Origin of the sequence: Pseudomonas agronomica (assembly GCF_025917275.1) — a bacterium.
GTDB classification, from domain to species: Bacteria; Pseudomonadota; Gammaproteobacteria; order Pseudomonadales; family Pseudomonadaceae; genus Aquipseudomonas; species Aquipseudomonas agronomica.
This window is the reverse complement of record NZ_JAOSHO010000033.1, coordinates 1-24,814: the sequence shown is the minus strand read 5'-3', so window position 1 is coordinate 24,814 and position 24,814 is coordinate 1. Positions and strand designations below refer to the sequence as shown.

The 24,814-nt window shown below is 62.2% G+C and carries 22 protein-coding genes; 8 read left to right on the top strand and 14 right to left on the bottom strand.

Going from position 1 to position 24,814, the window contains the following annotated elements:
• Positions 1–21: 21 nt before the first annotated feature.
• From uxuA to OC610_RS05195, 6 genes are all read right to left on the bottom strand, one after another.
• Positions 22–1,209 carry a mannonate dehydratase gene (gene uxuA, locus OC610_RS05220; protein WP_264426867.1) on the bottom strand — a complete coding sequence of 396 codons (1,188 nt, stop codon included), beginning with the start codon at positions 1,207–1,209 and terminating at the stop codon, positions 22–24.
• Between the two features lie 17 nt (positions 1,210–1,226).
• The gene (locus OC610_RS05215; protein ID WP_264426865.1) at positions 1,227–2,681 is read right to left on the bottom strand and encodes a mannitol dehydrogenase family protein; all 1,455 of its coding nucleotides are present in this window, start codon (positions 2,679–2,681) and stop codon (positions 1,227–1,229) included.
• 17 nt (positions 2,682–2,698) lie between these two features.
• Complete coding sequence (locus OC610_RS05210) at positions 2,699–3,991, bottom strand: MFS transporter (RefSeq protein WP_264426863.1); 1,293 nt, start codon at positions 3,989–3,991, stop codon at positions 2,699–2,701.
• A 77-nt stretch (positions 3,992–4,068) separates the two neighbouring features.
• Positions 4,069–5,100: a Zn-dependent oxidoreductase gene (locus OC610_RS05205; RefSeq protein WP_264426862.1), complete on the bottom strand. Its 1,032-nt coding sequence runs from the start codon at positions 5,098–5,100 to the stop codon at positions 4,069–4,071.
• A 54-nt stretch (positions 5,101–5,154) separates the two neighbouring features.
• Positions 5,155–6,366, bottom strand: a complete 1,212-nt coding sequence (manD, locus tag OC610_RS05200) for a D-mannonate dehydratase ManD (RefSeq protein ID WP_264426861.1) — start codon at positions 6,364–6,366, stop codon at positions 5,155–5,157.
• 4 nt (positions 6,367–6,370) lie between these two features.
• A complete protein-coding gene (locus OC610_RS05195; protein WP_264426859.1) occupies positions 6,371–7,363 on the bottom strand; it encodes a sugar kinase in 993 nt (330 codons plus the stop codon).
• 152 nt (positions 7,364–7,515) lie between these two features.
• Between OC610_RS05195 and kdgR the strand changes: the two genes are divergently transcribed.
• Complete coding sequence (kdgR, locus tag OC610_RS05190) at positions 7,516–8,298, top strand: DNA-binding transcriptional regulator KdgR (RefSeq protein WP_264426857.1); 783 nt, start codon at positions 7,516–7,518, stop codon at positions 8,296–8,298.
• Positions 8,299–8,577: 279 nt separating this feature from the next.
• Here the strand turns inward: kdgR and OC610_RS05185 are convergent, their stop codons facing one another.
• Complete coding sequence (locus OC610_RS05185; RefSeq protein WP_264426855.1) at positions 8,578–10,125, bottom strand: carbohydrate porin; 1,548 nt, start codon at positions 10,123–10,125, stop codon at positions 8,578–8,580.
• Positions 10,126–10,293: 168 nt separating this feature from the next.
• On the opposite strand from OC610_RS05185, the gene OC610_RS05180 reads away from it, so the two are divergent.
• The 6 genes from OC610_RS05180 (at position 10,294) to OC610_RS05155 (ending at position 17,132) form a co-directional block, all read left to right on the top strand.
• Positions 10,294–11,568, top strand: coding sequence for an ABC transporter substrate-binding protein (locus OC610_RS05180; protein ID WP_264426854.1), 1,275 nt, complete (start codon positions 10,294–10,296; stop codon positions 11,566–11,568).
• 21 nt (positions 11,569–11,589) lie between these two features.
• The gene (locus OC610_RS05175) at positions 11,590–12,555 is read left to right on the top strand and encodes a carbohydrate ABC transporter permease (protein ID WP_264426853.1); all 966 of its coding nucleotides are present in this window, start codon (positions 11,590–11,592) and stop codon (positions 12,553–12,555) included.
• Positions 12,552–13,394, top strand: coding sequence for a carbohydrate ABC transporter permease (locus tag OC610_RS05170; protein ID WP_264426851.1), 843 nt, complete (start codon positions 12,552–12,554; stop codon positions 13,392–13,394). The genes OC610_RS05175 and OC610_RS05170 overlap by 4 nt, the downstream gene beginning before the upstream one ends.
• A 31-nt stretch (positions 13,395–13,425) precedes the next feature.
• Positions 13,426–14,565 (top strand): ABC transporter ATP-binding protein, encoded by a 1,140-nt coding sequence (locus OC610_RS05165; RefSeq protein ID WP_264426850.1) that lies wholly within the window; start codon positions 13,426–13,428, stop codon positions 14,563–14,565.
• A complete protein-coding gene (locus OC610_RS05160; RefSeq protein WP_264426849.1) occupies positions 14,562–16,064 on the top strand; it encodes a glycoside hydrolase family 32 protein in 1,503 nt (500 codons plus the stop codon). Before OC610_RS05165 ends, OC610_RS05160 begins: the two co-directional genes overlap by 4 nt.
• A gap of 75 nt (positions 16,065–16,139) precedes the next feature.
• Positions 16,140–17,132: a LacI family DNA-binding transcriptional regulator gene (locus tag OC610_RS05155; RefSeq protein ID WP_264426848.1), complete on the top strand. Its 993-nt coding sequence runs from the start codon at positions 16,140–16,142 to the stop codon at positions 17,130–17,132.
• 240 nt (positions 17,133–17,372) lie between these two features.
• On the opposite strand, the gene OC610_RS05150 is transcribed toward OC610_RS05155, so the two are convergent.
• Positions 17,373–17,798, bottom strand: a complete 426-nt coding sequence (locus OC610_RS05150; protein ID WP_264426847.1) for a VOC family protein — start codon at positions 17,796–17,798, stop codon at positions 17,373–17,375.
• Positions 17,799–17,919: 121 nt separating this feature from the next.
• Here OC610_RS05150 and OC610_RS05145 point away from each other — a divergent pair, with 121 nt between their 5' ends.
• On the top strand, positions 17,920–18,798 hold the full coding sequence (locus OC610_RS05145; protein WP_264426846.1) for a LysR substrate-binding domain-containing protein: 879 nt from the start codon (positions 17,920–17,922) through the stop codon (positions 18,796–18,798).
• A gap of 27 nt (positions 18,799–18,825) precedes the next feature.
• Here OC610_RS05145 and OC610_RS05140 read toward each other — a convergent pair whose 3' ends face one another.
• The 6 genes from OC610_RS05140 to OC610_RS05115 all read right to left on the bottom strand — a co-directional run bounded on the left by OC610_RS05140 (position 18,826) and on the right by OC610_RS05115 (position 24,766).
• Positions 18,826–20,436 (bottom strand): gamma-glutamyltransferase family protein, encoded by a 1,611-nt coding sequence (locus tag OC610_RS05140; RefSeq protein WP_264426845.1) that lies wholly within the window; start codon positions 20,434–20,436, stop codon positions 18,826–18,828.
• Positions 20,437–20,478: 42 nt separating this feature from the next.
• Positions 20,479–21,258, bottom strand: coding sequence for an amino acid ABC transporter ATP-binding protein (locus OC610_RS05135; protein ID WP_264426844.1), 780 nt, complete (start codon positions 21,256–21,258; stop codon positions 20,479–20,481).
• Between the two features lie 2 nt (positions 21,259–21,260).
• Positions 21,261–22,037, bottom strand: a complete 777-nt coding sequence (locus tag OC610_RS05130; RefSeq protein ID WP_264426842.1) for an amino acid ABC transporter permease — start codon at positions 22,035–22,037, stop codon at positions 21,261–21,263.
• Between the two features lie 12 nt (positions 22,038–22,049).
• On the bottom strand, positions 22,050–22,856 hold the full coding sequence (locus tag OC610_RS05125; protein ID WP_264426841.1) for an ABC transporter substrate-binding protein: 807 nt from the start codon (positions 22,854–22,856) through the stop codon (positions 22,050–22,052).
• Positions 22,857–22,934: 78 nt separating this feature from the next.
• A complete protein-coding gene (locus OC610_RS05120) occupies positions 22,935–23,603 on the bottom strand; it encodes a GntR family transcriptional regulator (protein WP_264426840.1) in 669 nt (222 codons plus the stop codon).
• A 221-nt stretch (positions 23,604–23,824) separates the two neighbouring features.
• A complete protein-coding gene (locus tag OC610_RS05115) occupies positions 23,825–24,766 on the bottom strand; it encodes a helix-turn-helix domain-containing protein (RefSeq protein WP_264426839.1) in 942 nt (313 codons plus the stop codon).
• Positions 24,767–24,814: the final 48 nt, after the last annotated feature.

Genomic DNA, 24,814 nt, shown 5'->3' with positions numbered 1-24,814 from the left:
GCTTGCTCCCTCGCCACGGGATTAGTGTGTCGTCTGGCTCAGTTGCTGACGCACAGCCAGTTCCACCCCGCGAATTTCCGCCAGGCCCTTGAGACGGCCGATCAGCGAGTAACCGGGATTGCTCTTGCGCTGCTGGTCGTCGAGCAGTTGATGCCCGTGGTCCGGACGCAGCGGCAGCCGCGGGCCGCCTTCGCGTTCGCGCCGGCGCTCTTCAGCCACCAAGGCGCTGATGACCCCGACCATGTCCACGTCACCGTCCAGATGATGAGCCTCATGGAAACTGCGCGGGTCGGCCTCCCGGCGGGTCGAGCGCAGGTGGGTGAAATAGATGAACGGCGCAAACTGCTTGGCCATCGCCACCAGGTCGTTGTCTTCGCGCACGCCATAGGAGCCGGTACAGAACGTCAGGCCATTGGCCGGGCTCGGCGCGGCATCGAGCAGCCATTGGGCGTCACTCGCGGTAGACAGGATACGCGGCAAGCCGAGCAGTGCCCGGGGCGGGTCGTCCGGATGGATCGCCATGCGCACGCCCACCTCCTCCGCCACCGGGATCACCGCGCGCAAGAAATATCCCAGGTGTTCACGCAACTTGCCCTCGTCGATGTCAGCGTAGGTCCCCAGCAAGTCGCGGAAATTATCCAGGCTGTAGTGCTCCTCGGCGCCGGGCAAACCTGCGATCAAGGTGTTGACCAAGGTTTCGCGCGCGACCGGCGTCAGTTGCTCGACATAGGCCTTGGCCTGCTGCATATCCTCGGCGCTGTATTCGGCCTGGGCACCGGGGCGCTGGAGAATGAACAGGTCGAAGGCGGCAAACGCGGTCTGGTCGAAACGCAGCGCCCAGCCGCCGTCCTCCAGCTCATGAAACAAGTCGGTGCGGGTCCAATCCAGCACCGGCATGAAGTTGTAGCAGACGATATCGATGCCGCAGCTTGCCAGGTTGCGCACGCTTTGCTGGTAGTTGGCGATGTACTCGTCGCGCCGCCCGCAACCGCGCTTGATGTCTTCATGCACCGGAATGCTTTCCACCACCGACCAGCTCAGGCCGGCCGCTTCGATCATCGCTTTACGCGCCGCGATGGCTTCCACCGGCCACACCTGGCCATTGGGAATCTCATGCAGCGCGGTGACGATGCCGGTCGCACCGGTCTGGCGAACGTCCGCCAGGGAAATCGGGTCTTTGGGGCCAAACCAACGCCATGTCTGTTCCATGTTGTTCTCCTTGTCTGTCAGTTGGGTGTGGCAACGGTCTGCAAAAGGTCATCCACGCCGTCGCGGGCCAGGGCGCTGTAGGCGCGGTGCACGGCATCGCGAAAGGCCGGGCGTGCCGACAATGCCGGCGGGAATATCTCGTCCAGGTCGAGAAACGCGTCCACCCGCGATGCGCCGTCGAAGCGTCCGGCAAGATCGGCGAAGGTGGCGTTCAACGGGTCGTCGACCCCATGCGCCGGACGCCCGGGCAATGGCTGGGTGCAATAGTGAATCCAGGCGGCGATGCCCAGCGCGGTGCAGTCGATGCCGCGTCCCTGGTCGAGTAATTGCTGCGCGCCGAGCAACCAGCGTTGCGGCAGTTTCTGCGAGCCGTCCATGGCGATCTGGCGCAAGCGGTGTTGCAGGCTGTCGTTGGCAAAACGCGCCTGAAGATCTACAGCATATTTCATGAGATCAATCCCGGCCGGCATGTGCAAAGTGGGCACCGCTTCCTCGGCCATGTAGCGCTCGATGAGGCGCGCCAGCCGCCCATCGTTGACGGCTTCGAAGACTAATTCATGACCCGCCAGCAAACCCACGTAGGCCAGCAGCGAATGGCTGCCATTGAGCATGCGCAGCTTCATCGTCTCAAACGGACGCACATCGTCGACCATCTGCACGCCTTCCATTTCCCAGTCCGGGCGGCCGAGGGGAAAGTGATCCTCGACCACCCATTGACTGAAGCTTTCGCTGACCACTGCGGCGCGGTCGTGGCAATCCAACTGTTCCAACCGGCGGAACGACTCCTCATCCATGGCCGGCACGATGCGATCGACCATGCAACTGGGAAACGCCACCTGCTGCTCGACCCACTGCGCAAGCCCCGGATCTTGCAACGCCGCCAGGGCACTCACGGCCTGGCGGGTGCGCTGGCCGTTGTCGGGCATGTTGTCACAGCACAACACGGTGAATGCCGGGGTGCCTGCGGCGCGACGTCGGCGCAGGGCTTCAAGGACGATTCCCGGCGCCGAGCGTGGCGTTTGTGGGTGGGCGATGTCATGGGCAATCGTCGGATCATCGCGGCGCAACTGCCCGGAAGAAGGGCTCAGGCAATAGCCTTTTTCGGTGACGGTGAGCGTGACGATCCGGGTTTGCGGCGCGGCCATGCGCTCAAGCAATTGCTCCAGTTCATGACCGCCCTCGCCCGCATACAAGGCCTCGCGCAGCACCCCGATTTCTCGGAGCGTCAATTGCTCGCGATCGCGGTACTCGGCCACGTGGTAGCGGCCATCCTGCTCGCGCAATTGCTCGACCAAGGTGTGATTGGAGCGCAGGTTGGCGCTGCACAAACCCCAGTCGCTTGTGCCATGGCGATTGAGATGGCGTTGCAGATAGACCGCCTGGTGGGCGCGATTAAACGCGCCCAGGCCCAGGTGCACGATACCGATCTGCGTTGCGCTACCGGTGCAAGGTACGCGGTTCACTACGGGCATCGATTCACTCCTTCTGTTCAGGGATGGCCCAGGGCCGAGGCGGGTTGCGGGCTTTGTGCCGCCGACTGGCCGGTGTCCGCCAAGGACAGCGGTTTCACGTAGCGCGCCACGCACACGGCACCGATCACGGTCAGCAGCCCTGCCAGCAGGAAGGCACTGGTGAACGAACCGGTGAACTGCACCAGGAAACCCGTCAAGGTCGGGCCGACAATGCCCGACGTGTTAGCCAGAAAATGCATGAAGCCACTGACGCCACCCACCCGCGCCGCCGGGACGGTGTCCTGGATGATCGCCCAGTAGATCGCACCGGTCAGGTAGAGGAAGAACACCGCCAGCGCGACGAGAATTACCGCTGGATACAGGGTCCTGACCATCCCGGCACAGGCGATGCACGCGGCGCAGGCCAGCAGGCAGGTCACCAGCACCACTTTGCGCGAGAACATCATCCGCCCGGTCTTCTTGAACACGAAGTCGGAGATGAAGCCACCCAGGGCCAGGCCGAGGAACCCCAGGACCCAGGGAATGACCGTGGCGATGCTCATGTCCTTGACGTTCAAGCCGTGGGCCATGGTCAGGTAGCTGGGAAACCAGGTCAGGAAAAAGAACAGCGTGTAGTTATAGGAAAAGAACGCCAGGGAGGTGAACAGCACCGTCGGCTGCTTGAGGTAGTAGCGCAGCGGGAACACCGGTTGCGCCGCGAGCTCGCTTTGCCCCTCGGCGCGGAGAATGTCCTCGGCGCCCTCGCCTTCGGGCCGTTCCTTGACGAACTTGAACCACACGGCGGCCCAGATCAGGCCGATCACCATGATGATGATGAACGACATCTTCCAGCCGTAGGTGACGGCGATAAAGCCCACCACCGGCCCGGAAATCGCCCCGCCCAGCGGCGTGCCGGACATCGACGCACCAATGGCCCGCGCCCTGCGCTTGGGGGTGTACCAGTTGTTGACCATCTTGCTGGTGGTGACGCTCAGCGGTCCTTCGCCCATGCCGAACAGGATACGGATGAGCACCAGCGAAGCAAAGCCCACCGTCAGCACGGTGAGGCCGCTGAACAACGACCACAAGACCATCGCCAGCAACAACGTGGTCTTGGCGCCGTAACGGTCGGCGGCCCAGCCACCGATGAAGTTGAAGGCCGCATAGCCGACGAAGAAACTGCTGAAGATCATGCCCATCTCACCCGTACTCAGACCGTAGTCCTTCTGGATGAAAGGCGCCGCCACAGACAATGCCGACCGGTCGAGGTAATTGATGACCCCGGCCAGGAACAGCATGATGATGATTAAGCTACGTCCTTGACCAAACATGGTGGAACCTCCCGCTTGTTGTGTTTATTCGGTGAGGGTGCCCATGACGGGCACGATGGAACGGTGGTACAGACGGCTCAGTGATGGGCGTTCGTCAGCTCCACCAGCACTTTTCGGGTTTGCTCGGGATGTTTTTCGATCAGGTCGATGGCGCCGGGCATGTCGTCGAAGGTGACGCGATGACTGATCAGGTCCTGGACCTGCAACTTGCCGCTGGCAATCAACTCGATCACCCGGGGGAACTTGCGGTTGTTGAGCCGCGAACCCACCAGGGTCAGTTCCTTCTTGATCATTTCCAACTGCACCAGGTCGCTGGGCGTCGCATTGAAACCCAGCAACCCGATGCGCCCGGCCGGCGAGGCCAGGCGCACCATCTGCGGCATCAATGCCGGTATGCAGGCGGCATCGACGATCAACGGCACACCTTCGCCGTCAGTCAGTTCGCGCATGACTGCTTCGACATCGACTTCCTGGCCGTTGAGGGTCCGACTGGCGCCCAGCGCCCTCGCGGTCTCCAGGCGGCTGTCGATGACATCGGTGACGGTGATGTCGGTCAATCCCAGCGCCCGGGCCATCTGCACGAGGGTCAGGCCGATCACCCCGGCGCCATAGATCAACACACTGTCGCCCGGCTGCGGCTGCATGCGATCGAGCACATTCAGGGCAATGGAATAAGGCTCGACCAGGGCGCCATGACTGAGGGACATCGAGTCGGGCAAGCGGTGGGCGTTCTCGGCCGGTACGCAAACCTGCTCGCTGAAGCCCCCGTCGCGGTGCACGCCGATCACTTGCAGCCGCGTGCAGACATTGGGCCGGCCAATGCGGCAGGGATAACAGGTGCCGCAACTGATCACCGGATCGATGCACACCCGGTCGCCCGGCTGCAGGTGCTCGACACCCTCGCCCACTTGCCGGATCACCCCGGAAAATTCATGGCCGGTGACACGGGGGAAACGCACGAATGCGTTCTGCCCATGAATGATGTGCATGTCCGAGCCACAGATGCCGGCGTAAGCCACATCGACCTGGACCTCATCCGGGGCAACCTCGGGTCGGTCGACCTGGGCCAGCCCGAATTCGAAGGGTGCTCTTACCTGGAACGCTTTCATCGGGTCACTCCTGGCGGGACGTTCGCCCCGCTTCCTCAAAGGGTTAAAACCGTTTCACCAATGCCAGAGCGTGCCGTCTTCAAGACGGTTGACCGGCAGGCTGGCGCGCTTGTAGGGGTACTGGCGGGCGAGATCTTCATCGATGTCGACGCCATGCCCCGGTGTTTCGCCCGGCGTGAAGTGGCCGTCCTCGAAGCGATAGGCATGGGGGAAGACTTCATCGATGCGGTCTTCGTGAGGCATGTGTTCCTGGATGCCGAAGTTGGGCACCCAGGTATCGAAATGCAGCGCCGCGCCCATGCACACCGGGGACAGGTCGGTGGCGCCGTGAAAGCCCGTGCGCACCTGGAACAGCGCGGCGAAATCGGCAATACGGCGCACGTGGGTAATCCCGCCGGCATGCACCAGCGTCGTGCGGATGTAGTCGATCAGCTGTTCCTGGATCAATTCGCGGCAGTCATGGATCGAGTTGAACACCTCGCCAACGGCCAGCGGTGTGGTGGTCTGCTGGCGGATCAGGCGAAAGCTCTGCTGGTTCTCCGCCGGCGTGCAGTCTTCCAGCCAGAACAGGTTGTACGGTTCCACGGCCTTGCCCAGGCGCCCGGCTTCGATCGGCGTCAGGCGATGGTGCACGTCGTGGAGGATGTGCAAGTCGTCGCCAAAACGTTCGCGCACGGCGGCGAACAGCTTGGGCACGTAGTTGAGGTATTTGGCGGTGTCCCAGACGTGTTCGGCGGGCAGGTCGCTGTCGGCCGGCTCATAGCGTTCACCGCTGCGCTTGGCGACCCCGTAGGTGGTGGCGATGCCGGGCACGCCGCATTGCACGCGCACGGCTTTGTAGCCGAGCTCGACGTGGCGGGCGACTTCGTCCAGGCAGCCTTCGATGTCCTTGCCGGTGGCATGCCCATAGACCATCACCCGCTCACGGCTCCTGCCGCCGAGCAACTGGTACAACGGCATGTTCGCGGCCTTGGCCTTGATATCCCACAGCGCCACGTCGACGGCGGCGATGGCGGTCATGGTCACCGGCCCCCGGCGCCAGTACGCACCGCGATACAGGTACTGCCAGATATCCTCGATGCGGTGGGCATCACGGCCGATCAGCGCGGGCAGGACGTGCTCCTCCAGGTAAGCGACAACCGCCAGCTCACGGCCATTCAAGGTTGCATCGCCGATACCATAGAGGCCTTCATCGGTGACGATTTTCAAGGTGACCAGGTTGCGGCCAGGACAGGTAACGATGACGCGAGCTTCAACGATTTTCATAAAGTCAGGCCTGTGCGACAGAAGGAAGTGAGGACGCGCCCATGTTCGGCATGGCCGTCTGGGGAATCAGCGCGCCCCGGTGCTGGACGACCTGGGCAGCCAGGCAATGGCCCCAGCGGGCGGCCTGCTCGGGATCGCCGCCGCGCAGGCGGCTGGCCAGGTAAGCGGCGCTGAACGAATCGCCGGCAGCGGTGGTGTCGACGACATGGGCGACGGTTTGCGCGGGTACTTCAAGACGCCCCGTCGGGCACTGGATCAGGCAACTGGCGGCGCCACGCTTGAGGGCAACTTCGCGTACACCTGCCTCGGCATAGGCTTTGAACAAGGCATCCGTGTCGCGGTAGCCGAACAGCAACGCGTCATCTTCCCAGGTGACCAGCGCCAGGTCGGTCAAGGGCAACAGTTCGCGGTACGCCTGCCGGGCGGTTTCAGAATCGGGCCAGAGGTGGGGACGGTAGTTATTGTCGAAGGCGACGCGGGTGCCCGCACGGCGAGCCCGATGCAAGGCCTGGATCAAACGTTCACGCCCTTGCGGCAAGAGGATCGCCAGGCTGATGCCGCTCAGGTAGACATAGTCGTAATCGGCCAGCGCATCGAGCATGGCTTCGGCCTCAGGGCCTTCGAACATGCGCCGCGCCGCCGCTTCCCCGCGCCAATAGAGGAAACGCCGCTCGCCGTGCGGATCGGTCTGGATGAAGTACAGCCCAGGCAGTGCATCTTCGATTACACGCACATGCGCGTCGCCGATACCTTCGTCCAGCCACGACCGGCGCATCGCAGCGCTGAACGCGTCGCTGCCCACCGCCGTCACGTAGTCCACGGCGATTGCGCCACGCGGGTTCAATCGCGCCAGATAGACCGCGGTGTTGAGCGTATCGCCACCGAACGTCTGGGTGATCGCGGCACCCGGCTCGCCGCGCATCTCGATCATGCATTCCCCGACCAGCGCGACCTTGATCGGGCGTGCAGTTAGGCAATGATTAAGCGTCAATTCCATCATTACGCGCCTTTTTTGTTTTTAAAACGGCGTTTCATTTCTGTCTCAAGGCCCGAGTCTAGTCAGATTTCCTGTGTCGTCAAGCAAAAATGAAACAGCGTTTTGTTCTTCTTGCGTATATCCTTGGGTTTTACTTTCACGTTGGAGCCTTCATGGACAACAGCGTCATTCCCAATAACGATCTGGTGTCGGCGGTGGGCCGGACCATGGCCGTGCTCGAAGCACTGGCCGAGCACCCGGAAGAAAGCGGCGTATCGGAAATCGCCACCAAACTGGACATGTCGAAGGCCACGGTTTATCGCTTCTTGCAGTCGCTAAAGGCCCGTGGGTATGTGGTGCAGGACGCCGAGGATCGTTATCGCCTGAGCGTGCGCCTGTTCGAATTGGGCGCCCAGGCCCTGCCCCACCTGGACATCGTCCGGGAAGCGGAGCCGGGCATGCGGCGGATCAACGAGCTGACGGGCGAGACCGTCCACCTGGGGATTCTCGACGAGGGCAGCATCGTTTACGTGCACAAGATCGACTCCAAATACAACCTGCGCATGTACTCGCGAATCGGCCGGCGGGCGCCGTTGTACTGCACCGGCATCGGCAAGGTGCTGATGGCCTGGCTGGAAGAGGATGAGTTGCTGACGCACCTGGCGCAGGAAAGCTTCGAGCGCCGCACGGCCAACACCTTGACCAGCGTCGAGGCGTATCTGCAGGAATTGGAAATCGTCCGCCAGCAAGGCTATGCCGAGGACCACGAGGAGTTCGAAGACAACATGCGCTGCCTGGCGGCACCGATCCGCGACCGTTTCGGCCATGTGATCGGCGGGATGAGCGTTTCATTCCCGTGCTTTCGCTTCAGGGAAGAATTGAAGCAGGACTACGTCAGGCAACTGATGCATGCCACCCAGCAGATCTCAAGCCAGTTGGGTTGGCATGCGCGGTAATACCCATCAGTCAAGCAAAGCCCCTGTGGGAGCGAGCCTGCTCGCGAAAGCGGTGGATCAGTTTGCAATGATGTTGGGTCAGCCGGCGCCTTCGCGAGCAGGCTCGCTCCCACAAGGGGTGTGGCGTACGCAAGGTCTGTGAGCAACTCGGTAAAACTGTGGGAGCGAGCTTGCTCCGGGCGGCGATCCGACGAAGGCGTCGGCACACCCAACATCATTGCAGGCTGATCCACCGCTATCGCGAGCAAGCTCGCTCCCACAGGTTTCAACTGGCGGGCATCAGAACCAGGTTTCCATCTGGATACCGTACTGCCACACACCGCCAGCGTTGAAGTCCGTCTTGCCAAAGGAATCCGTGGCGCTGTACCTGTCCAGGTCCGACGACCAATTCATGACGCTGGCGAACAGACGCAGCTCAGGACGCGTGAGTAGATCGCCCAGGTCGGGCTTGAAGGTCGGGGCGATCGTGAACTTCCAGAAGTTGCCGTCGACTGCATTGCGTTGCAGGTAGCCCTTGGGGTCGAGCTTCATGGTTTGCCAGCTCATCTCGTAGGCCATTTCGAAATTGCTGTTGATCGCATTGGCCAACCGCACGTTGAGCGTCATCCAGCGGTAGTCATCCCCCTTGACGTAGCGGTCCTTGCTTTGCTCAGCCAGCAGGCTCGGGCCGATGCGCCAGTCGGAGGCCAGGGGCGTTTCGCCGTACAACGCCACGCGCAGGGCACGGGCGTCGTCGATCAGTTCGCCATCGGCGCCAACGTTCTTGACCTCGGCCCCCAATCCCTGGCCATAGAGCAGCGCCGTCTTGAAGAAGCCTTCGCGGCCGAAAAAGGTTTTCTGGTGATTGGCGACCATGCTGTGCAAGCCAGAGTCGGCTGGCGCCAGCCCTGCTTCGTTGACGCGGGTGCCGAAGTCGTTTTTCTTCGAGCCGATGGCATTGAACATCCACTGCCACTGCCCACCGTCGAAAAACTGATTGGAGGTCAGGATGTAGCTTTCCACATCGGCATTGACGCCGCCCTCGCTGAAGTCCCCGTAGTTGCGACCGATCAATGAGTAGTTCGAGCGCCAGTTCTTGTTCATCTGCACGTCGTAGATACCGCCGCCGGTACCCGCCAGATAGACCACATCGGAGTCCAGCCAGTGGATGTCGAAATTGTCCCTGTCGAAGCGCTTGCCTGCCCACAGGGTCGAATTTTCGAACATCGCGTTGCCCTTGAAAGCCGCGAGGTGATCGAGTTCGGTGAACACCTGGCGCACGTTCAGGTTGCTTTCCTCGGCAGTCCAGTCATTGGAGCTTTCCACGCCATCGGCAATGGACACTGTGAATTTGGAACGGGTGCCGTTCTGCGCGTACAGCTCTTTCGACAGGTCGATGCGCATGTAGGTGTCGTCCTCGTTTCCGAGTCGCCCGACGGCGCCACCGACAGAACCGGCCGGCGTGGTGTATGGACCGCCACGACCACCGCCCAAGCCATCGTTGATCAGCAAGCCTGCGCGGGCGTAGCCCTTGAAGCTGAAGCCGTCCGTGAGGTGTGCGCCACTGCCCTGCTTTTCCGTGCTTTGCTCGCGGGCTTCAAGTTTTGCCAGGCGCGCATCGACCGTCGGTGTCGCAGCGGCGGTAGCCACCGCTGGCGTGGCGAGTTTGATTTGCTGCAGTTCCCTGGCGAGTGCCTGGGTTTGCTGTTCGGCGGCGGCGGCGCGTTTTTCCGCTGCGCTGGCACGGGCTTCAAACGCCGCCATGCGCTCTTCCAGAGTGGCGGCCTGAGCGGTAGCTGCCGAGGCGCCGAGCGCGCCTGCGAGTAGCCAGCTTGATGCTTTCTGCATGTGAATTTCCCTGTCTTGTTTTTATTGTTCTGTTGCCGCAGCCGGTCTTTCCCCCAAGGTCCGGAGTTATCGATCCTGAGGAAAAAAAGGATGCCTCGTTGCTAATACACTGCTACATTTGGCGATGTTAACGTTAACTTTTCCAAAAACAAAAATAAAGAGGGCTTTATGAAACAGCTCAAATCGCTCGTTCCGACGGCGCTGCTCGGCCTTTGCCTCGGGTTTCCATCCCTGTCGATGGCTGCCAACCTGACGATTTCCTGCGGTGCCGTGGGTGCGGAATTGCAATTGTGCAAGGAGGCTGTCGAGGCATGGTCGAAACAGACCGGCAACAGCGTCGAAGTGGTTTCCACGCCTAACTCGGCGACCGAGCGGTTGTCGTTCTATCAACAGATCCTCAGTGCGCAATCCAGCGACATCGACATCATCCAGATCGATATGGTGTGGCCGGGCATGTTGGCCAAGCACTTGATGGACCTGCGCGAAGTGCTGCCGGCCAACGCCACCCAAGGTTATTTCCAGGCCCAGGTGGACAACGCCACGGTGAACGGACGCCTGGTAACGATGCCGTGGTTCACCGACTCGGGGCTGCTGTATTACCGCAAGGACTTGCTCGATAAGTACAACAAGCCCGTGCCCCAGACCTGGGAAGAAATGACGATCACCGCCAGGGCCGTCCAGCAGGCCGAGCGTGATGCCGGGAACGCTAACGCATGGGGTTACGTTTTCCAGGGGCGCGCCTATGAAGGCCTGACGTGCAATGCGCTGGAATGGATCAGCAGCCAACCGCAAGGCGGGCTGGTCAACGCGCAAGGCGACATCGTGGTGAACAGTCAGGCCTCGAGGGCGGCGTTGACCCTGGCGAAAAGCTGGGTGGGCGACATCGCCCCGCGTGGCGTGCTCAATTACACCGAAGAAGAAGGACGCGGCGTCTTCCAGTCCGGCAATGCACTGTTCATGCGCAATTGGCCTTATGTCTGGGCCCTGGTGCAAAGCCCGGACAGTGCCGTCAAAGACAAGGTCGGCGTCGCTCCCCTGCCCCGCGGCGGCGCCACGGGCAGCCACGCGTCCACCCTCGGTGGCTGGGGCCTGGCGGTGTCGCGCTACAGCGCCAATCCCAAGCTCGCCGCCGAACTGGTGAGCTACCTGAGCAGCGCCCAACAGCAGAAACACCGCGCCCTGGTGGGTGCCTACAATCCCGTGATCGAGTCGCTCTACCAGGACCCTGAGTTACTCGCCGCCATGCCTTATTACGAACAACTTCACAGCATTCTCAACGACGGGGTCATGCGCCCCGCCTCGATCACGGCCGACCGCTATCCACGGGTGTCCAATGCATTCTTCGATCAAGTGCATGGCGTGCTCGCGGACGAGCGGCCGGTGGACCAGGCGCTGGCCGAGTTGGAAAGCGAACTCACGCGGATCAAACGCCGGAGCTGGTAAGCCCCAAGGAAGGAAATCACCATGTCTGTCTCCACGACTCTCGCCCACGACGATGGCGAGCAATTGCTCACCCGGGAAACACCGGTACAACGCCGCCGCGTTCGCGCCGCCTGGCTGTTCCTGACCCCGATGTTGCTGTGCCTGGCGCTGGTGGCGGCCTGGCCGTTGCTGCGCACGTTCTGGTTCAGCCTCACCGACGCCAGCCTGGCCGACACCGGCGACGCGACCTTTGTCGGCATGAGCAACTACCTGTTTCACAGCAGTGCCGGCTGGTCAGGCATCCTGGTCGATCCACAGTGGTGGAATGCGGTGCGCAACACCTTGCATTTCACCGTGGTGTCGGTGGGGCTGGAAATCGTCCTCGGGCTGCTGGTGGCGCTGCTGCTGAACGTCAAGTTCACCGGTCGCGCCCTGGTGCGGGCGTTGATTCTGATTCCCTGGGCGATCCCGACCATCGTCTCGGCGAAAATCTGGTCATGGATGCTCAACGACCAGTTCGGCATCATCAACCACCTGATGCTGGGCCTCGGCCTGATCGATGCTCCCCTTGCCTGGACAGCCGACGCGGACCTGTCGATGTGGGCGGTGATCATTGTCGATGTCTGGAAGACCGTGCCGTTCGTCACGCTGCTGATGCTGGCGGCCTTGCAGATGCTGCCCAGCGACTGCTACGAAGCCGCCAGGGTCGATGGCATTCACCCGGTCAAGGTGTTCTGGCGAGTCACCCTACCGCTGCTGATGCCTGCATTGTTGGTGGCAGCGATCTTCCGCATCCTCGACTCCTTGCGGGTGTTTGACGTCATCTATGTATTGACCTCGAACTCATCGAGCACCATGAGCATGTCGGTCTATGCCCGCCAACACCTGGTGGAATTCCAGGACGTCGGTTACGGCAGCGCCGCCTCGACCTTGCTGTTCCTCGTCGTGGCAGTGATCGCCATGGCTTATCTGTACCTCGGACGCCGTCAGCTGGAGGTGCGTTCATGAGCCCGCGCCTGTTGAAAAAAGCCCTGTTGCGCCTCGGCTTCTGGTGCCTGATCGGCATCTTGCTGGTGTATGCAGTCTTTCCGTTCTACTACGCCATCGTGACGTCGCTGAAGCCTTCCAGTGCCCTGTTCCAAGTGAGCTACTGGATCGATAACCCTGACTTCTCCAACTATGTCGCCGTGCTCAACCAGGCCTCGTTCCTGCGGGCCATCGGCAATTCGCTGGTGGTTTCGCTGTGCGTGGTCACCCTGGCGCTGTTCCTCAGCCTGACCGCCGCCTATGCCTTGGGCCGGGTGAAGTTTCGCGGGCGTGGCCCGGTGTTGATGATGGTGCTCGGTGTCTCGATGTTTCCCCAAGTCGCGGTGCTGTCGGGATTGTTCGAAGTGATCCGTGCCCTGGGCCTATACAACACGTCCTGGGCATTGATCCTGAGCTACACGATTTTCACCCTGCCCTTCACCGTCTGGGTGCTGACAACGTTCATGGGCCAACTGCCTCATGAGCTGGAAGAAGCCGCGATCATGGACGGTGCGTCACCCTGGGTCACGTTGACCCGCGTGCTGTTGCCGCTGCTCCGGCCGGCGCTGGTCACCACGGGCCTCTTGGCCTTCATTGCCGCATGGAACGAGTTCCTCTTCGCCCTGACCTTCACCCTCACCGACTCGCAACGCACGGTCCCGGTCGCCATCGCGCTGATCTCCGGCGGCAGTCCCCATGAGTTGCCCTGGGGCTTGCTGATGGCGGCGTCGGTGCTGGTCACGGTGCCCTTGGTGATTCTGGTGCTGATTTTCCAGCGCCGCATTGTTTCCGGCCTCACTGCCGGTGCGTTAAAGGGTTGAGGCCCAACACAGACAACAAAGGAACAGCATCGTGATCAAGTTGAAGCTGGATAACGTGAACAAACAATTGGGCGGCGCACGCATTCTTCGTGACGTCAGCCTGGAAATCCCGGCAGGCGAATTCGTAGTCTTCGTCGGCCCGTCGGGCTGCGGAAAGTCCACGCTGCTGCGGCTGATCGCCGGGCTGGACTCGATCTGTGGCGGCGACCTGCTGATCGACGGACGCCGGGTCAACGACCTGGAGCCCCGCGAGCGTGGCGTCGGCATGGTGTTCCAGTCCTATGCGCTGTACCCGCACATGAGCGTCTACGACAACATCAGTTTCGGCCTCAAGCTGGCCAAGACCGAGAAGACCAGCCTGCGCGACCGAGTGCTGAAAACCGCGCAAATCCTGCAACTGGACAAACTGCTGCAACGCAAGCCAAGGGAACTGTCAGGCGGCCAGCGTCAGCGCGTGGCGATGGGCCGGGCCATGGCGCGGGAGGCGGACATCCTGCTGTTCGACGAGCCGCTGTCCAACCTGGACGCCTCCTTGCGCGTGCAGATGCGCAACGAAATCGCCCGCCTGCACGGCCGACTGGGCTCGACCATGATCTACGTGACTCACGATCAAGTCGAAGCGATGACCCTGGCCGACAAGATTGTCGTGCTCAACGGTGGACGCATCGAGCAGGTCGGCTCGCCGCGGGAGCTCTACGAACATCCGGCCAGCCGTTTTGTCGCCGGTTTCCTAGGCTCGCCCAAGATGAACTTCCTGCCGGCGAGCCTGCATAGCCCTGGCGAAACCAGCCTGATCGACAGCCCGTTGTTGGGGGGGACGTGCCTCCCCTTCGACAGCACCCACCTGGCGGCGAACAGCCCGTTGAGCCTGGGGATACGTCCGGAGCACGTGTCGCTCGAAGTGGCCCAGGGAAACACCGGAATCGTCGTGGCCGGGGTCGAATACCTGGGCAGTGAAACCTATGTTCACCTGGAAACAGGCGCCGATGAACCGCTGATCTGTCGCTGCGAAGTCAACGCCGGATGGCGGGTGGGCGATCGGGTCGAGCTGCAACTGGATATCGACCACCTCCACGTCTTCGACGCGCACGGCACGGCGTTGAAGCGCCGCGCCATCGAAAACCTGCCCGACGGCCTCGCTCCGCGCTCGGCCCATGCGGGCGCCCTATGACCTTGTCGTTGAATACCATGAGCAATCCAATACCCGCTTCTCTCGAAATAGCCCAGCAGGCTCTGAAGGATGGCCTGCCGCGCCTGATCCACGACTATCGACCCGACTATCACCTGGCCCCACCAACAGGTTGGATGAATGACCCTAACGGGGTGGTGTTCTTTCGTGGCGAGTACCATGTGTTCTACCAGCACCATCCCTTCGACGCCCAATGGGGCCCGATGTACTGGGGCCACGCCAAGAGCACCGACCTGGTTCATTGGCAGCACCTGCCCATTGCCCTGGCGCCGGGCGATGACTTCGACCGCGACGGTTGTTTTTCAGGAAGTGCGGTGGTGTGTGGCGACACGCTGGCGCTGATATACACCGGGCATACCTGGTTGGGTGACGTGGGTGACGAACGCTTCATCCGCCAGGTCCAGTGCCTGGCCACCAGTTCCGACGGCGTCCGTTTCGTCAAGCATGGCGCCGTCATCGAACGCGCACCGCACGCGGCGATCATGCACTTTCGCGACCCCAAGGCCTGGCACGCGGATGGCTACTGGTACCTGATTGTCGGGGCGCGCCTGGGCGATACGCCGCTGTTGCCGCTGTACCGCTCCACCGACCTGCGCGCCTGGGAATTGCTCGACTACGCGTCCAGGGGCACTGACGGCGATGGCTACATGTGGGAATGCCCGGACCTGTTTCGCCTGGACGGGCACGACGTACTGTTGTACTCCCCGCAAGGCATGCAACCGGCGGGTTACGAACGGCTCAACAAGTACCAGACCGGTTATCGCATTGGCCGCCTCGACAGCGACTGGCACTTCTCCGGCGGGCCGTTCATCGAGCTGGATAACGGTCACGATTTCTATGCTGCGCAAACATTGGAAACCGTCGACGGTCGGCGTCTGGTGTGGGCCTGGCTGGACATGTGGGAAAGCCCGATGCCGAGCCAGGCCCATCACTGGTGCGGCATGCTCGGCTTGCCGCGCGAACTGGAACTGCAAGGCGATCGCCTTGGCACGTTCCCGGCGCGGGAACTGGTCGCGTTGCGTCAGGCGCCATTGCCGAACGTCGCGCCGTGGGGCGAATCTGGCTACTGTTCGGTGCCGCAAGTGACGGGCGACAGGCTCGAAATCCATGTGCACCTGGACCTGCTCGGCTGCACCGAAGGCCAGTTGGGCGTCGCCTTGCGCTGCAGTGCCGATGGGCAGGAACAGACCTTGCTCTATTACGATGCGGCACTGCGACGCCTGGTGCTAGACCGCGACCGCTCGGGTGCGCAAGTGAGCGGCCAGCGCAGCGTCTCGATAGCGCCCGTGGAAACGCAACTGCACCTGCGGGTGTTCCTCGATCGTTCGTCCATTGAGGTGTTTGAGGAAAACGGCCGCTTCAGCCTCAGCAGCCGCATCTACCCACGGCCCGACAGCCTCGGGGTGAAGCTATTGGCAAACGGGACGGGTGGGCGTGTCGCCATTCCCAAGGCGTGGCCGCTGGGGTCGGGATGGCTGTGAGTCGGGTCATTCGAGTCGCGAGGAACCAGGGGCCTGTGTCATGATTGCGCGTCAACCTGACTGGCCACACTTCGCATGACTTCCGTGAAAGACGTTGCACAGCTGGCCGGCGTATCCCTGATGACGGTTTCGCGCGCGCTCAACACGCCGGAAAAACTGAGCCCCGAAACTCTTCAACGGGTACGTCGCGCCATTGATAAATTGCAGTTCGTACCGAGCCTGTCGGCGCGCCGGATGCGCGGCGACAACTTGCAGGCGCGCACCATCGGTGTGTTCGCACTGGACACCGCGACCACGCCGTTCGCCGTCGAGTTGCTGCTGTCCATCGAACAGACCGCGCAGCAGGCTGGCTGGAACGTCTTTATCCTCAACCTGCTGAGCAGCCCGCCCACCGACCAGAACATCGACTTGATGCTGTCGCACCGCCCCGACGGCTTGATCTTCAGCGCCATGGGGTTGCGCCAGGTGAGCATTCCCGAGCGACTCAAGAGCAAGCCCCTGGTGCTCGCCAATTGCCTGGCCGATGACAGCCAGCTGGTCAGCTATGTGCCGGACGATGAAGCCGGACAATATCGCGCCGTGCATCACGCGCTGAGCCAAGGCTATCGGCGTCCGCTGTGCATCAATCTGCCCAGGAAGAGTGTCGCCTGGAACCTGCGCCAACAGGGCTTGCAACGCGCCTGCCAGGCATTCGGGCTGGCGCCAGGCGCGCTGTTGCAATACGACCTTTCCGACCACGATGCCTATGGTGAAACCGCCGCGATTCTCGAACGGCATATCGTGGATGGTCGTCCGCAATTCGATATCCTGGTCTGCGGCAACGACCGCATTGCCTTTTGCGCCTACCAATTGTTGTTGGGCCGTGGCCTGAAAATTCCCGACGATGTGGCTGTGCTCGGCTACGACAACATGATCGGCATCGCCGAATTGTTCATGCCGCCACTGACTACGGTCCAACTGCCGTACTACGAGATTGGTCGCCAGGCGGCCAGGCACCTGATCGAGACCCTCGAGGTCTCGGGCACGCGGCCCGTGGATTGCCCACTGGTGCTCAGGGCATCGTTGTAATCCGACGAGGCCTATCTGGAAGCAGGCTTGCTCCCTCGCTACGGGTTCATCGTTTATCAAGTGAACCGCCAACCTGTGGGAGCGAGCTTGCTCCGGGCGGCGATCCGACGAAGACGTCAGCACATTCAACCTCACTGCAAACTGATCTTCCGCTTTCGCGAGCAGGCTCGCTCCCACAGGGATAGTGAGTGTTCATGAGCCTTGCATTCAGCCTGCTCCCACAGCTTTAACGCCCAACCGTTATTTCGCGAATAACTGGCTCATGTCCTTGAACGCCTTGAACTCCAGCGCATTGCCGCACGGATCGAACAGGAACATCGTCGCCTGCTCGCCCACCTGGCCCTTGAAGCGCACGTAGGGTTCGATCACGAATTGCGTGCCGAAGGACTTCAACCGCTCGGCCAGCGCCTCCCATTCAGCCCAGCCCAACACCACGCCAAAATGCGGCACCGGCACATCGTGGCCGTCCACCGCGTTGCTGTGCACGCTTTCCTGGGACGCGGTCTTGGGATGCTCGTGAATCACCAGTTGATGCCCGTAGAAATTGAAATCGACCCACTGCTCGCTGGAACGGCCCTCCTCCAGTCCAAAGACGTGACCATAAAAAGTGCGGGCTGCTGCGAGGTCATAAACCGGAATCGCAAGGTGGAAAGGTGAAAGGCTCATCGGGACTCCAGGGATTTTTTGTGTATCGGGATACGCAACGGCGCGTGCGTCCCATCGTAGGCGCGCAGGCTCAACAAAAAAATCAATATAAATTTCTCAGAAACACAATTAATGTTGATCAATGATCAAAGAACTCAAGACCCTCATCGCCGTGGCGCGCGAAGGCACCTTCGCCGCCGCCGGGCACAAGATCGGCCTCACCCAGGCGGCGGTCAGTGCGCAAATCCAGCGCCTGGAAGCCGAACTGGGCTTCGACCTGTTCGACCGCAAGGGACGCTCGGCCCACCTGAACAAACGGGGCCAGCAGATACTCCTGCAAGCCCAGGAGCTGCTTCGCCTTTACGAGAATCTCGGCTCCACGACGCCCGGGCTTCCACCCAGCGTGTTGGTGAACATCGGTGCGATCGCCTCTGTCCAGCGCGCCTATCTGCCGGATGCCCTCGCCAGGTTTCACCAGCAATGCCCCCAATGCCGCACGCGTGTCGTGCCCGGCCTCTCGGTCGAGTTGATCAACCTGGTGGACGCCGGCGAGATCGACATGGCGGTGATGATCCGTCCGCCGTTTTCGCTGCAAAGCGATCTGCGCTGGACGACGCTGGCGCTTGAGCCTTATCGGCTGATCGTCCCGCGCAAGATGCCGGGCGAGGATTGGTCGGCGCTGCTGTCCGACCAACCCTTCATCCGCTACGACCGCTCTTCCTTCGGCGGCAGGCAAGTCGATCGCTTCCTGCGGCAGATGCATTTCACGCTGCGCGAAGTGTGCGAGCTGGATGAACTGGACGCGATCATCAAGCTCGTCGAGAAAGGCGTCGGTGTCGCCCTGGTGCCGCAGACATCCGCCCATCAACCATGGCCCAAAGGCGTGCGGGCACTCGACCTCGGGGCGCACACGTTTCATCGCGACATCGGCCTGATCCACCGGTCGCGACAGAGCCTGGCCGACCCCGTCGCGATCCTGGCCGAACTGGTCATCGAGCAGGCCGGCGGCGGAATCGAATAGCCTAGCCGTGGATCTGCATGCCCCTCCTCACCAGACCGCAATGTGTGAATCCGCCCGGGGTTCAGTCCCGCCGCACAGCACGCCGCTGACGGGATCGCGCAGGATGATCTGGCCGCGTCCATAGTCCGTCAGGTCACTGGCAACCGTGACGTCATGGCCACGTCTTGCCAACGCGTTGATCAAATCCCGGGGAGCCCCCTGTTCGATCCCGACCTTCATCCCGCCCAGCCATTGCCAGCGCGGCGCGTCCAGGGCCGCTTGCGGGTTCAGGCCGAAATCCACCAGGTTCATGACCATCTGCACATGTCCCTGGGGCTGCATGTAGCCGCCCATCACACCGAACGGGCCGAGGGCCTCGCCATTTCGGGTGAGGAAACCCGGGATGATGGTATGAAAGGTCTTCTTGCCCGGCGCCAGGCAGTTGGCGTGGGTCGAATCGAGGCTGAATTCCTGACCGCGATTTTGCAGGGCAATGCCGCTGTCGGGCAGCACCACGCCGGAGCCGAACCCGTGGTAGTTGCTCTGGATGAACGAGACCATGTTGCCCTCCCCATCTGCAGTCGCCAGGTACACCGTGCCGCTGGCGTGGGGGTCGCCGGGCTTGGGCGATTGGGCCTGCTCGCCGATCTGGCCGCGACGGCGGGCGCTGTAGTCAGCGCTGAGCAGATCGGCGACCGCCACGCGCATGTACAGGGGATCAGTGATGTGGTGTAGGCCGTCGCTGTAGGCCAGCTTCATCGCCTCCAGTTGGCGATGCCAGGTCTGTTGGCTGTCGCGGTGATCGAAGTTGAAACCCTCCAGGATATTCAACGCCATCAACGCCACCAGGCCCTGCCCGCTCGGCGGGATTTCCCAGACATCCACGCCTCGGTAATTGACGTGGATGGGGTCAACCCACTGAGCGCGATAATCCTTGAGATCCGTCGCCCGCAGGTAACCGCCGCTGGCCCAGGAATGGGCGTCCAGGCGCTCGGCCAATGCGCCGCGATAGAGACTCTCGCAACGGGTGTCGGCCAGCTCCTGCAGGGTTCGGGCCTGGGCCGGATTGCGAAAAATCTCCCCGGCCCGAGGCGCGCGGCCATCGATCAGGAAAGTCTCGAACCAAGTGTCCAACACGGCATCGCGATGGGGCGTGAACTCGTTCACCGCAACCTGCCATTGATGGGCAACCACCGGCGACACGGCAAAGCCGTCCCGCGCCAGGCTGATGGCCGGTTGCAGCAACTCGCCAAAGGGCAGCTTGCCGAAACGCCGGGACAACTCGGCCCAGGCCGACGGGCAGCCGGGGACGGTCACCGGCGTCCAGCCATAGAGTGGCATTTGCTCATGGCCGGCCGACCTGACCGCCTCGATACTCAAGGCGGCCGGCGCATGGCCGTTGCCGTTGAGACCATGCAACCGGCCCTTGCACCAGACCAGGGCGAAGGCGTCACCGCCAATGCCGCAGCCCGTGGGCTCGACCACCGTCAGCGCGGCAGCCGTGGCGATGGCGGCGTCGATGGCATTGCCGCCTTTTTGCATCACCTCGATGCCCGCCTGGGCGGCCAGGGGCTGGGACGCGGCGACCATGCCGCGACGGGCAAACACGCTCTGGCGTTGCGACGGATAAGGGTATTCGTGGGCAGAAAATGTCAGCATGGCGAAAGGCTCTTCAATGCGGGGATTCAGTCGCTGGAAAGGTCACAGCACCCGGCTGAGAAACGCCCGGGTACGCGGATGGGTGGGATGGCAAAAAATCTGCTCCGGCGGCCCCTGTTCGATCAGCTCACCCTGGTCGAGCACCACCACGCGGTCGGCCACTTCACGGGCAAAACCCATTTCGTGGGTGACCACGACCATGGTCATGCCCTCCTCGGCCAGTTCCTTCATCACCTGCAAGACCTCGCCGACGGTCTCCGGGTCGAGGGCGCTGGTGGGTTCGTCAAACAGCATGGCCTGGGGCTTCATCGCCAGGGCCCGGGCAATCGCCACCCGCTGCTGCTGGCCGCCGGAAAGCATCGACGGGTAGTGGTTGGCCTTGTCCGCCAGCCCGACCCGCTCCAGCAACCCGCGAGCCTGTTCCAACGCGGCGGCGCGAGGCACGCCGAGGACCTGGATCGGCGCCTCGATGATGTTTTCCACGGCGGTCATGTGGGGGAACAGGTTGAAGCGCTGGAACACCATGCCGATGTCGCGCCGCTGCCGCGCAATGTTGCGCTCCGACTCACGCACGAGGCTGCCGTCGGCCCGCTCGCGATAGCCCATGGCGCGACCGTTGACGCGGATGCGTCCGCCCTGGATGTCTTCCAGCAAATTGATGCAACGGATGAAGGTGGTCTTGCCGGATCCCGACGCGCCGATCAGCACCACCACTTCACCCCGCCGCACTTGCAGGGAGATGCCCTTGAGTATCTGCAACTCACCGAAAGATTTGTGTACGTCCAGCGCTTCGATGATCAGTTCTTCGCTTTTGTGCGCCATGATCAACGTGCCCTCAGCAGGTTCAAGGTGCCGCGACCGAACATCCGCGTCGACGCAGGCGGTGGCGACGAAGGCCGGTCCGACTGGCCGAAGCGGGCCTCCAGCCAGCGCTGGAAGAAGCCCCACAACGTGGTCAGCAACAGGAAGTAGATCGCCACCACCAGGTACAGCTCGAACACCCGGAACGTCGCCGACGTCACCATCTGGGTACTGAGCAGCAATTCCTGCACACCGATCACACTGACCAGCGTGGTGTTCTTGAGCATCACGTTGAACTCGTTGCCCAGCGGCGGCACGATGACCCGGAACGCCTGGGGCAACACGATGCGGCGCATCAGCTTGGCGAAGGTCATGCCCAGGGAGCGTCCGGCCTCGTATTGGCCCTTGTCCACCGCACCGATGCCGGCGCGGATGATCTCGGCCATGTACGCGCCTTCATTGAGGCCCAGGGCGATGATCGCCGCCTGGATATTGCCGGGGATCACCAGGCCAAACAGGTCGATGTCTTCGAAGCGGAAGATCCCGCCGGCGGCCAGCGCCGTGTAGAGGAAGACGATCTGCACCAGCAGCGGCGTGCCGCGCATCAGCCACACGTAAAAACGCACCGGCAGATGCAGCAACGGGTTCCTCGATAGTCGCAGCAGCGCGGCGGCCAATCCCAACACGCAGCCCAGCAGCATCGCCAGCACACTGATCACGCAGGTCAGCCAGAGCCCGGTGAGGTACACGCCGCTGGGCTGCAGCAGGTATTGCCAGAACACATCCCAATTGAAATTCATCAAGGGTCTACCTCAATCAAGTGTGTCACTGGCGACATGCCATTTGCCGAGCAGTTGGCTGTAGCTGCCGTCGCCGCGCATGTCGCTGACGACTTGCTGCACAGCGGCGGTCAGTTGCGGATCGTCCTTGCGAATGCCCAGCCCGGTGAGGATCCGGCTGAAGGCTGGCACGCCTTCCTCGAACAATTCGGGCGCCATCGCCGCGTAGTAACCGGCGGTTTCCACGGTGGTGCCGTAGGCGTCGACCTGGCTGATGCGCAGGGCCTGGAAGGCGTCGGTGTCGGTGTTGTAGACCACCAGTTTCATCGGCGGCTTGCCGGCCTTGGCCAGGCTTTCGTTCTCGGCGTCGAGCAAGGTCTTGATGGTTGAACCATTGAGCACCGCGACCTTGTGGCCGGAGAGATCCTTGAGCGTCTTGAGGCCCTTCGGATTGCCCTTGGGCACCACCACCGCCTGGCTGGAATACATGTAGTTGACGATGTCGATCACCTCGCGGCGCTCGGGCTTGTCGAACAGCTGGTCGACGATCATGTCGCACTGTTGGGCCAGCAGCGCCGGGAGCAGTCCGGAAAACGGAATGACCCGCCACTCGACCTTCTTGTTGCCTAGGCGCTTGGCGATTTCCAGCCCCAGGTCCACGGTCAATCCCTTGGGTTTCTGCGCCTCGTCGAAGGACACCAGCGGCGGCGAATCCATGCCCGAGCAGTAGACGAGTTTATCTACCTTGAGCAAGCGCTCCGGGACAACGGGCGCGGCAACCGCCCATTGCGCACAGAAACCCAAGGATAAAGCGGCGACCAACAGGCGAGGCTTATGCATGACCAGACACTCCAGTTCATTAATGACGGGCAGTACTCAAAGTCAAAACACGGGCGGGTTCTAATTCCCCCGCTCTCGTTATTTTTTCGATTGCAGGAACTCGATCAATTCAGGAACCGTGCCTTCGATGTGCGCGCGCACCACCACCTCGGCCCTATCGGCATCGCCTGCACGCAGGGCATCGAGGATCAGCATGTGTTCCTGGCGCGCGCTCAGGGGCTTTTCGACATGTTGCAACCACAGGCGCATCGGCGCTTCGATCAGCGAATAAAGCGCGCTGATCTGCTTCAGCAAGCGCGGGCGACCGCTGAGGCTGCACAGGTACTCATGAAAGGCGCGATGGCGGCTGACCCACTCGGCGCTTTCCTCCCGATAGTCATCCATCTCGTCCAGCAGGCGCTCCAGGGCGGCCAGTTGGCGTTCGCTGATTTTCGCCGTGGCAACGCGGACCGCCAGGCCTTCGAGGGCACTGCGCATTTCGAAGACTTCGTGCAGTTCGTCGATGTCCAGGCCGCTGACCACAGCCCCTCGATTGGGCCGCAGGGTCACCAGGCCCTGGGCATCCAGGCGCCGGAAAGCCTCGCGCACCGGCATGCGGCTCATGCCGATCTCGGTGGCGATGTCCTCGGCGATCAATCGGTCACCCTTGCGCAGGCGACCGCCACAAATGGCTTCGAGCAGGAAGTTGTAGGCCTCTTCCTCGGCGGTGACGGGCGGACGTTCAGCGTAGGTCGGAGCAAACTGCATGGCAGCACCTTCTGCATTTTTGTATCCAATTATCCATGGATTCATAAAAGCAGAATGCATGCCAACCGCACCGCTTGCTGTGCAAAGGATTGATTTTGAGGAAGTTGTCGAGGAGAACGGCGGGCGCGCTACCGGCTGGGTCGCACCCGGTGTGCTACCAAACAGCTCAGCGGCTGCCTTTTATGGGTGCAGGGCGGGATGGTTTGGTAACACCGCGCCCATCAAGCCGGGGCCCGGGGTGTGTCCGAAGGCGATTCGCCAAACAGTGCCCGGTAATGGACGGCAAAGTGACTCAGGTGGAAAAAACCCATCGCCACGGCGATCTCGCTGACATTCAGTGCGGCCGCACGGGTGCTGATCAAACGTCGGCGCACGGCATTGAGCCGCAGGTTGCGCAGGTACTCCACCGGCCGCATCCCGGTGACCGCCCGGAAGCTGTTCTGCAGGGTCCGGCGGCTCACGCGCAGTTGCTCGCACAGGTCCAGGATGCTCAACGGTACTTCGGTGCTGGCCATGACCATTTCCTGGCAGCGCTTGACCAGGTAGGCATTGACCGCAACGTTGCCGCGCCGCCCACGCACCTCGTCCGAGGCGTGGCTGAACAGATCGAGGAACGCATTGAGCAGCACGTCTTCGAGGATTTTTTCCACGGTGGGATTGACCGCGTCCGCTTGTTCCAAAAGGTGACGAAACAGCGGTTGGATCTGTTGCTGGACCCTTGCCAGCACCGCTTCATTAACGCTGATTTGCGAAACGCTCTTCAGACGCTTGAGCTGTTCGTTCGGCAATTCATAGGCCGCCAGCTTGGCAAAACGCACCGTGTCGACATTGGCCGCGAAGAAGTGCGTGCCTTCCGGGGCGTGCAACACAAAATCCTCGCCATCGCGCAACAGCACGACGCTGTGTGCACCTACTTGCTGGCCCTGTACCACCGGCGCGTTGCCCAGTGACAGGGCGATGCACAAGCGCCCTTTCGGCGCGCTACCGCGTTGCACTACCCGTTTGTCCAGCACCTCCTGGAAGATCTGGAAGCGCTCGGCGCACACCTGCCGCAATTCGCTGGAAAGGCAGCCACGGCCCAGTTGGTCGTAGACCTGCTGCCAGCCCAGGATCGAACCGGCGTGCTGCTGGGGATCATGGAAAGTACGGACTTCGGCAAACATGATCGTTGGTCCTCATTGGCGCTGCGCTTATACCTGACACCGCGTAGG